The 12,998-nt window shown below is 44.3% G+C and carries 13 protein-coding genes; 1 reads left to right on the plus strand and 12 read right to left on the minus strand.

Annotated elements, in window-relative coordinates; genetic code table 11:
- Positions 1 to 87: 87 nt before the first annotated feature.
- Positions 88 to 1,857, plus strand: a complete 1,770-nt coding sequence (locus ICN26_RS08960; protein ID WP_216268081.1) for an ABC transporter transmembrane domain-containing protein — start codon at positions 88 to 90, stop codon at positions 1,855 to 1,857.
- Between the two features lie 254 nt (positions 1,858 to 2,111).
- Here the strand turns inward: ICN26_RS08960 and ICN26_RS08965 are convergent, their stop codons facing one another.
- The 12 genes from ICN26_RS08965 to phnE form a co-directional block, all read right to left on the minus strand.
- A complete protein-coding gene (locus ICN26_RS08965) occupies positions 2,112 to 2,525 on the minus strand; it encodes a BLUF domain-containing protein (RefSeq protein WP_216268082.1) in 414 nt (137 codons plus the stop codon).
- Between the two features lie 94 nt (positions 2,526 to 2,619).
- Positions 2,620 to 3,261, minus strand: coding sequence for an SOUL family heme-binding protein (locus ICN26_RS08970; protein ID WP_255534461.1), 642 nt, complete (start codon positions 3,259 to 3,261; stop codon positions 2,620 to 2,622).
- Between the two features lie 10 nt (positions 3,262 to 3,271).
- Positions 3,272 to 4,216: an LD-carboxypeptidase gene (locus ICN26_RS08975; protein WP_216268083.1), complete on the minus strand. Its 945-nt coding sequence runs from the start codon at positions 4,214 to 4,216 to the stop codon at positions 3,272 to 3,274.
- A complete protein-coding gene (tadA, locus tag ICN26_RS08980) occupies positions 4,213 to 4,668 on the minus strand; it encodes a tRNA adenosine(34) deaminase TadA (RefSeq protein ID WP_216268084.1) in 456 nt (151 codons plus the stop codon). Before tadA ends, ICN26_RS08975 begins: the two co-directional genes overlap by 4 nt.
- A gap of 8 nt (positions 4,669 to 4,676) precedes the next feature.
- Entirely contained in the window at positions 4,677 to 5,141 is a 465-nt protein-coding gene (gene queD, locus ICN26_RS08985) for a 6-carboxytetrahydropterin synthase QueD (protein WP_216268085.1), read from the minus strand.
- 41 nt (positions 5,142 to 5,182) lie between these two features.
- Positions 5,183 to 5,836 (minus strand): 7-carboxy-7-deazaguanine synthase, encoded by a 654-nt coding sequence (queE, locus tag ICN26_RS08990; RefSeq protein WP_216268086.1) that lies wholly within the window; start codon positions 5,834 to 5,836, stop codon positions 5,183 to 5,185.
- Positions 5,837 to 5,864: 28 nt separating this feature from the next.
- Positions 5,865 to 6,554: a hypothetical protein gene (locus tag ICN26_RS08995; RefSeq protein ID WP_255534462.1), complete on the minus strand. Its 690-nt coding sequence runs from the start codon at positions 6,552 to 6,554 to the stop codon at positions 5,865 to 5,867.
- A 14-nt stretch (positions 6,555 to 6,568) separates the two neighbouring features.
- The gene (locus ICN26_RS09000) at positions 6,569 to 7,267 is read right to left on the minus strand and encodes a hypothetical protein (RefSeq protein ID WP_216268088.1); all 699 of its coding nucleotides are present in this window, start codon (positions 7,265 to 7,267) and stop codon (positions 6,569 to 6,571) included.
- Between the two features lie 44 nt (positions 7,268 to 7,311).
- The gene (locus ICN26_RS09005; protein ID WP_216268089.1) at positions 7,312 to 9,207 is read right to left on the minus strand and encodes a B12-binding domain-containing radical SAM protein; all 1,896 of its coding nucleotides are present in this window, start codon (positions 9,205 to 9,207) and stop codon (positions 7,312 to 7,314) included.
- Entirely contained in the window at positions 9,204 to 10,028 is an 825-nt protein-coding gene (locus ICN26_RS09010) for a ferritin-like domain-containing protein (RefSeq protein WP_216268090.1), read from the minus strand. Before ICN26_RS09010 ends, ICN26_RS09005 begins: the two co-directional genes overlap by 4 nt.
- A 306-nt stretch (positions 10,029 to 10,334) precedes the next feature.
- Entirely contained in the window at positions 10,335 to 11,936 is a 1,602-nt protein-coding gene (locus ICN26_RS09015; protein WP_216268091.1) for an FMN-binding glutamate synthase family protein, read from the minus strand.
- Between the two features lie 270 nt (positions 11,937 to 12,206).
- A complete protein-coding gene (gene phnE, locus ICN26_RS09020) occupies positions 12,207 to 12,998 on the minus strand; it encodes a phosphonate ABC transporter, permease protein PhnE (RefSeq protein WP_216268092.1) in 792 nt (263 codons plus the stop codon).

Here is a 12,998-nt window from a genome sequence, read left to right on the forward strand (position 1 = left end):
TAGCCCCGTTTTTAGGGGCTCTATAGTTCCAATATCAATACCTAAAAGCGCTCCTCCACCTCAGCGCATCACATAGAAAAACCATCAATGTCTGAAAACGCAATACCGGTAAGCAAGAAGCTAAAAGCCTTAAAAACACTTTTGCCATTCATAAAGCCCTACAAAAAACAGCTTTTCTTTGCAGGAATTAGCTTAGTGCTCGCTGCAGCAGCAACTCTAGTCATTCCACTTTGTTTTAGAACCATCATTGACCAAGGCTTCAGTGAAGCAAGCCAAGCTCAAATAAACCGTACTTTTATTAATTTATTCGGGGCGGCAGTTGTGTTGGCATTTGCCAGCTCTTTGCGCTATTACCTCGTGTCATGGCTCGGAGAAAGAATCACTTGTGATATCCGCAAAAAAGTTTACTCCCATATTATTTCTCAAAGCCCTGAGTTTTTTGAGACTCAGCAAAGTGGTGAAATTCTCTCGCGCATCAATAATGACACCACCATTATCCAGATCCTCTTAGGTACCAGCATTTCAATGGCGGTAAGGAATGCATTTCTATTGCTCGGTGGTATGGCAATGATGTTCATCACCAGCATTCAACTTTCCCTACTGATTGTATTAACTCTCTTACTTACAGTCATTCCCATCGTCTTGATGGGGAAGAAAGTTCGACAGCTATCTAGAAACTCCCAAGACAAAATCGCCCTCACATCCGCAATAGCTGGAGAAAAGATTAATGCAATCTTTACAGTGCAATCTTTTGCAAACGAAGAGAAAGAAATCAAAGCCTTCAATCAATCGATTGAAAAATCATTTTTAGCATCAATCACTCGTAGTGCAGCACGGGGAAAGCTGACTTTTGTTGCCATCTTATTAGGCTTTAATAGCATCATCTTAGTCCTATGGCTTGGTGCTTATGCGGTAAGCAATCAAGAGATATCTGGTGGTCAACTCACCCAGTTTTTTCTTTATGCAGTCATTGTTGCTGGTGCTATCGCGGCACTATCTGAAGTTCTTGGAGATACCCAAAGGGCGATGGGTGCGGGTGAGCGACTACTGGAGCTGTTGAGCTCTCAGTCCAAGGTGATGAGTCCATCAATGCCACATATCAGGACTCAGAGTGCAGATAAGGCCGTTCATGTTCAGATTGAGAATCTCACCTTTGCTTATTCATCCAACCCAAACCTCGTCCTCTCTGATATCAACCTATCGATTGAGGCGGGCGAGAAAATTGCTCTAGTGGGTCCTTCAGGGTCTGGAAAAACAACTCTCTTTAAATTGATACAACGCTTCTATGACCCCCAATCGGGTTGCATCAAATTTGATGATGTTGATATTAAAGAATTTAAGCTCGAGGACTTGAGAAGATTAATTGGAGTTGTGCCACAGGACATCAGTATATTTTCAGAGAATGCTTTAGAAAATATTCGTTATGGCAGAGAAGATGCAACTGATGATGAAGTTTATGAGGCGGCTCAGCAGGCTGCTGTAGATGAATTTATTTCCAGACTTCCAGAGCGCTATGAATCCTTTTTGGGGGATCGGGGAGTCAGATTATCTGGCGGACAGAAGCAGCGCATTGCGATAGCAAGAGCGCTACTGAAAAATCCACCATTACTTCTTTTGGATGAGGCAACCAGCTCACTTGATGCGGAATCAGAAAGGCTTGTCCAACAAGCTCTTGAAATTGCTATGAAAGGTAGAACCACGATTGTGATTGCACATAGACTTTCTACCGTCAAGCAGGCAGATCGAATTATTGTGATGGAGCATGGTCGAATTATTGAAACTGGCAACCACGCAAGCTTGATAGCCCAATCAGGGCTGTACTCACAACTAGCCAAATTACAATTTACGGATAGGTAGTATCGGAGCCCGTTAGAGGGCTACTCTTCACACTCAGAAATTGAGTTTAGATACGAACCAGACGCAAGCAGTGATGGTTAAAAAAATACCAGTAAAAATCAAGATACCTGTGAGGTAAATATTTCTTGATTTATCACGTATCAAACTAATGCGCTTATGTTCCATTTATGTATCCAAAACTCTATTGATTTACAAATATTAATACATTTGGCTAAACGGCGCATGGCAGCTCAACAATGCCCCTTTAAAACTGCTCACTTCAGCAGTTTCTTACCCCCGTCTCTTAGGGCTGCTAACAGAGGGTGGCCAACTGGAAAATTCACTTCATCAATAGCAGCACTCACCTCAGGCAAGCCTTTGAACAATTCCTTGTCGCCCTGAAAAACCATAGTCCACTTTTCAAAGTTTCTGGCACTAATGGTTTTCCTCTCTATTAATAGGATGTTTTTATGGCGATCATCTTTTTGAATTTTCTCCCACAATGCATCAATCACATCCTCTGGTCCCTCAATCACCTGACCAAATTGATTATTTTCGAAGATGAGTGCGCCGGTAATTTCTAATCTGAGGTTTCTCAAATAAGAGTGATAGAGAAGTCGCATGAGACCTAAAAAGGACGTCCCTTGAACGGGTTCGCTTACATAGGTTAATTCAATAAGTTTCGACATTCCTACATACTATGGAGGAATAGTGATAGTCTCTGTAGGCATATACCCTAAAGTAAGAGCCCGAAAGATTGATGACTCTGATTACTGTATTCGATTAATCCCGAACTGTTATCAGAATTTCATTACGGCGCATAAAGGGTATAGACCAAGGAGGGTTATAGCGTGCAAATTGGGGATTTCCAATTACCTGCCATTGTTTACTTTTGATCCACTCTTCTAATGCCTTTGTTTTTTCAAGGACTTTAGCTTCATTATAGAAACCAGAAAAAGTAATTGCAGCACGTCTTTGGGCTGGCAACTCCCGAATAGTAACCAAAGGGTTTAATGGCTTTGGTAGTGTCGCCATGGTGTACTCAGAGGGCATTACAAAAGAAAAAACCCATTGATTGACACCTTTCCCAGAATCCTTACCAGCCTCAATACCTACCGGTACAGTCATCGCAATCTTGGTGCTTTGCGCTGTTTCAATCGCTACTGGCACAGTCATAGAAATTTTTTCACTAACTTGGTTCTGCCCAAAAATAAAAGCCGCTATCAGACGAAATCCTTGGCTAGAGGCTGCATCTAAATCGCCCTCGACTTTGACTTCAGCAACTAGTTGAGGAGCATAGGTACGAAGCTCAAAAGGTTCTGATTTTTCAAGGATAGAAAATTTTGGTTCTTCAGTTGCCATTACAGTGCTCGCAATCAATATGCTGGTGAGAAACACCAAGAGTCGGGGGATGGAACTTTTCATAATCATTTACTTACCAAGTTGAGTGAATAGTAAAACCAGTTAAATCATATTGAAGCTGCGCTTGCGCACCAACTGGCAAAGTGAGTTTTTCTGCTTGATGCCCAAAAGGCAGGCCGGTTAACACCGGAATATTATTTGGTAGGCGCTGATTAATCGCTTCAATAGCAGTTTCTAGTGTGTAACCTCGATCATTGTCATAAAGACGATAGGCCGAGAATCCACCCAAGAGAATGGCGCTTTGATTAGCCAATATGCCTGCATCTAGTAATTGCATCAACATCCGCTCAATCCGATATGGATGCTCATTCACATCCTCTAAAAATAAAATCCCACCTTGAGTTTTCTGCTGATTTGGCAAATAAGGCGTACCAACTAAACCTGCCAGCACGGTTAAGTTTCCACCCCAGAGCATTCCGGATACTTGGCCTAAGGCAGATTTTCTTAAAAAGGGTTGCGCAGCCTCGATGGTGCAATCTAATTTACGCTCTGTAATAGCCTTCTGAAAATGCGCCCACATAAAAGCATTTGGGGTAATGTCCCCACCCTGCTCACCTTGGCAAGCAAAATCAAAATTGAGCATAGGGCCAGCTAAAGTGACTGCGCTAGTTTTAGCTAACAAACCTAACTGAAAGGTGGTGAAATCGCTGTGCCCACAAATTTGTAGACCGCTCTTGATAGCATTACTAATAGCGCTCCACTCAATATCTGGGAGTAGGCGATGCAATCCGTAGCCACCACGCATAGCTACCACGACCTTATCGGGAGAGAGTGTAGCAAGTTGATTGATTTCAGCTAGGCGCTCAGCATCTGAGCCAGCAAAACGTTGCTCAACTCGGTTTACGCAAGCGGTATTGAGAACTTCAATACCCTGCTTCTGAATCCATTCTATTCCAGCTAATGGGCTGCGTGTATCTAAGCTAGCTCCAGAAGGAGCAATTAAATGAATTGACTTCAACGCCGCTCCTTAAAAAAATTACGCAGTATTTGCCCACACTCTTCGCTCATGATGCCACCTTCAACCTGGGTCTGGTGATTGATCTGCTTTTCTGAGAATACATTGAGTACGCCTCCTGCGGCACCAGTTTTAGGATCGCCAGCACCAAATACTACGCGCTCCACTCTGGCATGCAGCATCGCTCCAGCACACATAATGCAGGGTTCTAGCGTGACATAAAGGGTTGTACCAGGCAAACGATAATTTGATTCATCATGAGCTGCGGCACGCAATGCCATCATTTCGGCATGGGCGCTAGGATCGCTATTGCTAATCGGTTGATTAAAGCCGGTTGAAATTATCTGACCATCCCGAACCAATACGGCACCTACAGGCACCTCACCAGCTGCGGCAGCGAGCTTGGCTTGATCCAAAGCTTGCTGCATAAATTGACAATCAAGCTCTGCTTGCATATTGTTTTTTACGAATGAGAAACGTCAGCCCAACAATTGGGGGTTTCATAAAGACGAATAGATGCCAGCTTCAGTCGGCCATCAAAGGCTTTTTCAAAAACAGGTTGTAGCGCTCTAAAGGCTGCACTGGCTAAGTTCTCAACAGTGGGCACATGCTCCATCACCACCGTCTTGTGATTAGGAATGGAATTTAAATAATCTACTAAGCCAGCATCTTCTTTGGCCACCAGAAACGCATGATCCCAGGGCTCCACTACATATTGATTAGTGAGGCGCTTGATATCCCCAAAGTCCAAGACCATGCCATCATCCGCTTTACCAGGATGATCTGCAATTACACCTGTCAGGGTGACTTCAATTGCATAGCGGTGGCCATGCAGGTGTCGACACTGCCCATCATGATTCGGAATGCGATGACCTGCATCAAACTCAAGTCGACGGGTAATGGAAATAGCTTCTTGCTTTGCGCTCATTTTATTTTTTCTTAGTGCTTATAAATTACTTGATCAGGCTTTTATCGGATACCAATGATCTTATGGGTCTGAACACTCAAACGCCACAAGGGGCGCTTCTGACAGAGGCGAACTGCTAATGCGAGATTGTCTTCGAGATTAGGGCCATCCATCGCTTGCAAGAAGCGATTGCGATAATCCATCTTCTCAAACCGAGCCAATAAGGTTTCGATAGAGGTGTGTCCAGCTTGAGGTACTACCAACTTCATCTCATCAGCCTGCAACACAATGAGTTCAGACCCAGCTTTAGGGCTGACGCAGACCCAATCAACCCCCTTAGGTACCTTGATTGTTCCGTTCGTCTCAATGGCAATAGCAAAACCCTTGGCATGCAAAGCATCAATCAATACAGCATCTAGTTGTAGTAATGGCTCGCCACCCGTAAAGACAACGTAGCGTTGTTGCGGTCCGGCAGAGGTGCTAATCCATACCTCTTCGATGGTATCGGCCAATAGTGAGGCAGTTTCAAACTTTCCACCACCAGCACCATCAATACCAACAAAGTCGGTATCGCAAAATTGGCAAACCGCAGTAGCACGATCTTCTTCGCGACCGCTCCACAGATTGCAGCCAGAAAATCGGCAAAATACAGCCGCACGACCAGCGTGGGCGCCCTCACCCTGAAGGGTTGGAAAGAGTTCTTTTACGGTATACATAGCTATGTCACGATTTTAAGCGCTTTGCTTACTTCCAGGACACAAGCTCCCACTCTAAGTAGTCTTCCCATAGGGCATTGCCCCAAAACATACCGGCCCATAAATACTGACCCGAACTACGCCGAATGACCCAGCGACCGATTTCAGGGGAAAGCCAAATGTCTTCTTGGCGATAGTTGGCCACTCGAGAGAAGTCATTGCTGGTGAAATAAGGCGCCTCACTTTGATACTTTAGGACCGGGAATTGACCTGCGGGAGCGCTGACACCCTCCCAGCCTACTGCGGTAATGTTCAAGCCCCAGTAGTAGTCATTGTCTGGATAACCAAGCACCTGATAACGATTCCGATAAAACCCAGACCATCCTGGAACCAGTTGTTCAGGCCACAAGGGGATGGGCTGTAAAAACCGTTGGGGAGGATTCCAATGGGGATCTTGAACAATGTAACCCCAAGGTTGCTGGATCTCATCCGGGAGCGGTCCAGCCTTCAATCCGCTGCGCTCAATCCGAATCTGAGATCCAACCGACACAACCCTCTCCGTAACGATATCCACTAGCTCTTGGTTAAACACATTGCGTACGTTGTAAACCCACTGCTGACCAACTTGTGGCAACCTCACTTTTGGTGGATTAATGGGTTGCGGTAAAGGTGTTGCAACTGGATAAGGCTGCGAAGCAATACAAGCCACCAGCAATGCTGGTGATAGCAGTACGACCAATCTCTGTATTGTATTTATTTGTAAGAGCTCAATTGCCATTGATAGCTACCCTCTAAAATCACCGCACTAACCTGACCCTGAATTCGATAAGATCCAAATGCCTCACGCGCAACCCAGCGACCAATCTGAGGTGCAAACCAAACCGTTTCCTTGCGAATACAATCAAGCTTGTTTGGATCTTCACTCTCATAATTAATCAGAGTCTGAAAGCGCAGGGCTACAAACTCTCCAGCAGGAACAGTAATTTTTTCCCAGCCCTGAACGGTCATATATTCCTGCCAATTCATTCTCGAATCTGAGTAGCCCGCAATGCTGTACTTAGTATTGAACTGCTTCGCCCAGGTAGTCGATAATTGCTCGGGCCAAAGCGGCAAAGATGGACTGAAGTTCAGCAAACGTGACCACTGCGTATCGGTAGCAACCATTCCCCAAGAGGTTTGGATTTCGCTGGGTAAGCGAGCACCATCAGCCGTGGACCGATCAAGCACAATAGTTGAACCAATATTAGCAACACGCTCCGTAATCACATCTAGCGTTTTACCATCAAAGATGTTTTTCTTAATATAAGTCCACTCCTGCCCCACTTGCGGAGGGCGAACAACGGGCAGTGGCTTTGGTTGAGCAACTGGAATCCCATGCTCATAAGAAAGGCTTCCACAAGCTACAGGAGCTAGAGCAGCTGATACGATGAAAGTGCGGCGAGATAAATTCATGTGCGACCCGGAATGATTAAATTAAATGGTTTGGATAAATAAGTTTATACATGCTTCAATGCTTTTGCTATTTTATTGCGCCTCACTGAAGTCTTTGGAATACCAGGCATATCAAACCACTGATGGGCCTCTTCCTCAAAACCTACGCCGTGCATAAAGTTGTAGATCGCTTTTTTGAGGCCAAGCCCAAGATGATCGTGATCTACACCTGTGGGATCGATAAAGGCAACATCATTCTTAGCAAAACTAATAGGCGGCAATGGGACAAGTTCGATGCCATAGGCTTCCGGATCAAGACCTACTGGGGAATGGACCGTACAAGTAAATCGATGAAAAAAGCCACTCTGAATACAGCCATTCTCAAAAAGCTGACGAACGTACTCAAGAGAGTCGACAGTTTCTTGAACAGTTTGCGTTGGGAAACCGTACATCAGATAAGCATGCACCAAGATGCCCGCATCTGAAAAGCCTTTGGTCACTTGGGCCACCTGCTCTACAGAAACACCTTTTTTCATAAGATCAAGAAGTCTGTCGGAGGCAACTTCTAAGCCGCCAGACATCGCAATGCAACCACTTTGCGCCAATAAATCAGAAAGCTCTGGTGTAAACGTCTTTTCAAAACGAATATTGCCCCACCAAGAAATCACCACCTTGCGACGTATTAATTCTTCAGCAAGTGCCTTCAAGATCTTCGGTGGCGCAGCCTCATCTACAAAATGAAAACCTGTCTGACCAGTCTCCGCAACAATCGCTTCAATGCGATCAACCAATAGACTGGCTGAAGCTGTTTCGTAACGAGAAATGTAATCTAGACTGACATCGCAAAAGCTACATTTTTTCCAATAGCAGCCATGCGCAACAGTGAGCTTATTCCAACGTCCATCACTCCATAGGCGATGCATAGGGTTGAGCATATCCAGCAAGGATAAATAAGAATTGAGAGGCAGGCCATCCCAAGTAGCAGTACCTACCTCTTCAAAAGGTATATCAGGCTCTTGCCAATTAATGTAACGTACTTCATTACCAGTAGTTCGAATAAATGTACGAACTAATCTTTCTGCAGAACGCTTGCCATTTAAATGTTCTAGGAGTGCAAGTAAAGGTCTCTCACCAGAATCCAGAGTGATGAAATCGACAAAATCAAATAGGCGTGGATCGGTGAGTTCACGGAGCTCAGTATTAACGTAGCCACCACCAAGACCAATTTTGATGCCGGGGTAATCTTGTTTGATAGTTTGGGCTATTCGTAATGCGGCATACATTGCCCCAGGAAATGGCACCGACAACAATACTAAAGTAGGCTGATGCTTTTCTATGGAAGACTTTGTAAGTTCCTCCAAATGCAAATCCATTAATGTAGGACTTGCTGCTAGAGCATCTGCCAAAGGCGTAAAGGTAGGCTGACTACCTGCCAAAGATTCTGCATAACGCACAAACTCAAAGCGCTCATCCACTGCATCACGTAGAACGTCTGATAAATCATTGAGATAGAGGGTAGCCAAATGACGTGCTCGATCCTGAGAGCCAAGTGCACCAAAGGCCCATGCCAACGAATCTCCACCCTCTTCTTCTTCAAAAGAATCTAAGGATGCAAAGCGTGGGCCCTCAGGTAACAAAGAGCGGCTATTGATGCGATGGGCAAGAGTGCTATCTCTTCCTTGCAAAAATGCAATAGCCAAAGCAATGGTGCTTTGGTAATCCCTAAAGTAATCCAAAAAGAAGTTGACGCTGGCACTGCGATTATCTTCAGGGAGCCTCAAGGCTTGACTCTTAATCTCTAGCAAACCCTGTGGAGTAAAGAAACCTAGAACTAGGGCCAAAGCCAAATCTTCTTGAACCGCCTCAAAACCACGTGAACGTAAAAATCCAGTGAGATAAGCCGTTGATGGATACGGCGTATTGAGCTGCGTCATCGGCGGAATGAGGCTCAGAATCTTCATACTGCTTGCATCCGCTTTTCACTGAGAGATTCCAGTAACTCTAATTCTTCTGAAGTAAAGCCAGCTTGTTCACGTGCTTCAAAATTAAACGGCCCCCTCAAAGTGGGTGCACAGTATTTCTTAGCTAATTCTTGATAAGTCGTAATCGGAGATAAGTTCTCATTCGCGCACAAGAAGTTAAACCAACGATTGCCAACCAGCACATGGCCGATTTCATCATGAAGAATAATTTCCAGAATCTCTACAGCACGTTCATCTTGAATTTGCTTAAACCGATCCCGAATCTCTGGAACTGCATCAAGACCTCTTGCCTCCATGGTTCTAGGAACCAGAGCCATGCGAGCAATCACTGAATCTGAAGTTCTCTCCACCATCTCCCATAGACTATTGTGGGCTGGGAAATCACCATAGCTAAATCCAAAAGACTGAAGATGGGCATTGATCAAACTGAAGTGATGTGACTCTTCCTTAGCAACCCTTAGCCAGTCCTCGTAATAGGCCATAGGCATATTTGGGAAGCGCCAAATCGCATCTAAAGCAAGATTCATGGCATTAAATTCAATATGAGCAAGAGAATGCCAAAGAATAGCTCTTCCCTCAACCGTATTCATTTTTCTTTTAGGCACAAACTTCGGTGCTACTAAATCCGGCTTATTGGGTCGGCCAGGTAGATGCAGATTCTGACTATCGAAGTTACCTGAAAGATTGATTGCAATATGCTCAGAAAAGTAATCCTCAAATAAGCTAAATAGTTGGTTCACTTTAGCTTGTGGATTAGTATCTGCCAGTATTGCGAGGGCAGCCTTTCTTAACTCAAGCATGGGTATGGGCCTGTTTGATGGCAGACATGAGCCGCTCATTTCCACGCGGTAGTTAAACCAGAAAAACCATTTACGAGACGCGGAGTTTCATCAATTGATTTCATGTGTACTGCTAGCTTGGTAGTGCTCTAAAAGAGTGGAAAAGTGAGGTTAAGCATATGACCATATTGTACGTAGATATGGGTCATACAGCATGCAAATGGGCTGTATTTGTATTTAAGTGATCCCATTAATTAAGTTGATGACCAACACTTTAGAAAACCCTAAACTCCCACCATATCTGGTGGGATTAGGCTCAAACAAAACCTATTGGGGAGCTAAGCCAAATTTACTGGTTTGAGCCCTATCCCAGTACAGCACATACTCTGGAGGTAAATCTTTTTGTAAAGAGGTTGCGGCGCCTTGCAATAGCGCTCCAGCAGATAGAGTTGGGAGCTGAGTTGCCAATGAAGTGATCTTGCCAGAACCATCTCTGCTCAAAAGATAATCAGGTGTAATTTCGGTAGGATGCGTCAGACCTGCAGAGCCAATTAAATCAGCCAAAGATGCAACCGTATTCTCGTGAAATGCAAATACGCGCTCAGCCTTATCGGGAACCACTAATGCTCTTTGACGACCTAAATCCTGAGTTGCAACACCTGTAGGACACTTATCCGTATGACATGTTCGTGACTGAATGCAGCCTAAGGCAAACATAAACCCTCTTGCAGAGTTACACCAATCAGCTCCTAATGCAATAGCTCGAATAATGTCATAGCCAGAAATAATTTTTCCAGAGGCCCCAATCGCAATCTCCTTGCGCTTATTGATTCCAACTAAGGTGTTATGAACCAGTCTAAGGCCATCACGAAGCGGCATTCCCACATGATCTGTAAATTCAACGGGGGCAGCACCAGTGCCACCCTCGCTTCCATCAACCACAATGAAGTCGGGACTAATGCCTGTCTCTAGCATCGCCTTAGCAATACCAAAAAACTCCCAGGGCTGGCCAACGCATAATTTAAAGCCAACAGGCTTGCCACCGCTCAACTTACGCAAACGCGCAATGAATTTCATTAACTCTAAAGGAGATGAAAATTCAGCATGATGAGCCGGAGAGACGCAATCCTCACCAATCGGTACACCTCTAGTAGCAGCAATTTCAGCAGTAACTTTAGCGCCAGGCAAGACTCCGCCATGGCCTGGCTTAGCGCCCTGAGATAGCTTAATTTCCACCATCTTGATTTGCGGATCGACTACTTGAGCAGTAAATTTTTCCTCTGAAAATCGACCATCCGCGGTGCGACAGCCAAAATATCCAGATCCAATTTCCCAAATAATATCGCCGCCAAACTCCCGATGATATGAAGAAATTGAGCCTTCGCCGGTATCGTGTGCAAATCCACCCAGCTTGGCACCTCTATTCAACGCTCTAATGGCATTTGGTGAAAGCGATCCAAAACTCATCGCAGAAATATTGAATATAGATAAAGAGTAAGGCTGAAGACAGCTTGGACCACCAACTTGAATGCGAAAGGTGCTTGGGTCAGGATGACATGGAGAATTGGAGTGTCCTAACCACTCACCCTCAGAACCGTACATAGACTTGATTGAACCAAATCCCCGCTTATCGTTATCTTTTTTAGAACGGCTATAAACCATAGCCCTTTGATTTCTAGAAAAAGGAAGTTTCTCCTCATCATCCTCTAGGAAATATTGACGAATTTCTGGGCGAATATATTCAAGCAAAAAACGCAAATGTCCTATCAGGGGATAGTTCCGCAAGATTGAATGCCGCTTTTGCATTACATCCCTCAAACCAAGCAGAAATAATGCTACGAAAAAAATAGAGAGGTATGGGCTAAAGGGAAAAGAGAGGATTGCAAATACAACTGTGGAGAGCCAAAAGAAATATCTGGAATAGCGCATTCGAAGTTCCCTCACCTCAATTTTTGATAAACGGAAATTAAAAAATGATGCCTTCTACATCTACAGCAAGATATACAGAATGATGAATTATCTGAGTATAGCTTTTATGTGCTATCGACAGATATATGACATTTAAATGAAAATGTAAGCTTATTCAACTCAGAACGGGATGCTATCCAAAGTTATCGCCCCTTTTTAGGCTTTGACTGCAATTAATCCTAGCAACAACATAGCTCGCGCTATTGATAACCTAAGATCTATCGATTCACTTTAATTATCGAGATATCTTCTCAAGAAATACGAGAAACTATCTACTAGTAATACCAAACCAATCATCGTCATTAAAATCGTGCTGGTATCTTGCATTTGAAAGAGGCTCATATGAAAAGCGAGCATCTGCCCCAAGCCGCCGCCGCCAACCACCCCAAGAACGGTCGCAGCCCTAATATTATTTTCCCAGCGATATAAGCTATATGAAATTAATTGCGGCAGAATGCTTGGTAATGTAGCGTATAGGAAAATTTTTAACTCACCAACTCCCATAATGCGCAGAGTCTCTGCCGGTTGAGTAGGCGCATTTTCAATAGCATCTGCAAACAACCTCCCCAGCACACCCGTAGTGTGCAAAGCTAGTGCCAAAGTTCCTGCAAAGGGGCCGAGACCAACCGATATCAATAACAATGCAGCCCAAACTAACTCTGGAATGGATCGTAATGCATTCAATATCCACCGAGTGATAGTGCGAATGTAAATTGGATCATTGGCATACGTTTTACTAGCGGGAAAAGCTAAAACTATGCCGAATAAGGCCGCAATAAGAGTGCCTAAGGCCGACATTGCCAAAGTCTCTAATGAGGCTTGGAAGACCTTATTCAGAAAGTTCCCGCTGAAATTGGGTACTAGCAACTCACCAAAAAATTTACCCATTAATTCCCAGCTACGAACTGAAAGTAATTTTGATAGTTGTATATCTAGGGACCAAAAGCTAGCGATGATAAGCAAACTCATACCCATCAGTACGATGTAAGGATGCAATGAAAGATGGGGAGACTTTAATTGCAT

It is taken from the genome of Polynucleobacter hallstattensis, assembly GCF_018881835.1.
Classification (GTDB): Bacteria; Pseudomonadota; Gammaproteobacteria; order Burkholderiales; family Burkholderiaceae; genus Polynucleobacter; species Polynucleobacter hallstattensis.

Coding starts and splice junctions, on each gene's coding strand:
- tadA (WP_216268084.1), bottom strand. CDS start 4,668: ATGCAAGCAGAGCTTGATTGTCAATTTATGCAGCAAGCTTTGGATCAA.
- ICN26_RS09000 (WP_216268088.1), bottom strand. CDS start 7,267: ATGAATTTATCTCGCCGCACTTTCATCGTATCAGCTGCTCTAGCTCCT.
- ICN26_RS08965 (WP_216268082.1), bottom strand. CDS start 2,525: ATGTCGAAACTTATTGAATTAACCTATGTAAGCGAACCCGTTCAAGGG.
- ICN26_RS09015 (WP_216268091.1), bottom strand. CDS start 11,936: ATGCGCTATTCCAGATATTTCTTTTGGCTCTCCACAGTTGTATTTGCA.
- phnE (WP_216268092.1), bottom strand. CDS start 12,998: ATGCAATTAAAGTCTCCCCATCTTTCATTGCATCCTTACATCGTACTG.
- ICN26_RS08960 (WP_216268081.1), top strand. CDS start 88: ATGTCTGAAAACGCAATACCGGTAAGCAAGAAGCTAAAAGCCTTAAAA.
- queE (WP_216268086.1), bottom strand. CDS start 5,836: ATGTATACCGTAAAAGAACTCTTTCCAACCCTTCAGGGTGAGGGCGCC.
- queD (WP_216268085.1), bottom strand. CDS start 5,141: ATGAGCGCAAAGCAAGAAGCTATTTCCATTACCCGTCGACTTGAGTTT.
- ICN26_RS09010 (WP_216268090.1), bottom strand. CDS start 10,028: ATGCTTGAGTTAAGAAAGGCTGCCCTCGCAATACTGGCAGATACTAAT.
- ICN26_RS08970 (WP_255534461.1), bottom strand. CDS start 3,261: ATGAAAAGTTCCATCCCCCGACTCTTGGTGTTTCTCACCAGCATATTG.
- ICN26_RS09005 (WP_216268089.1), bottom strand. CDS start 9,207: ATGAAGATTCTGAGCCTCATTCCGCCGATGACGCAGCTCAATACGCCG.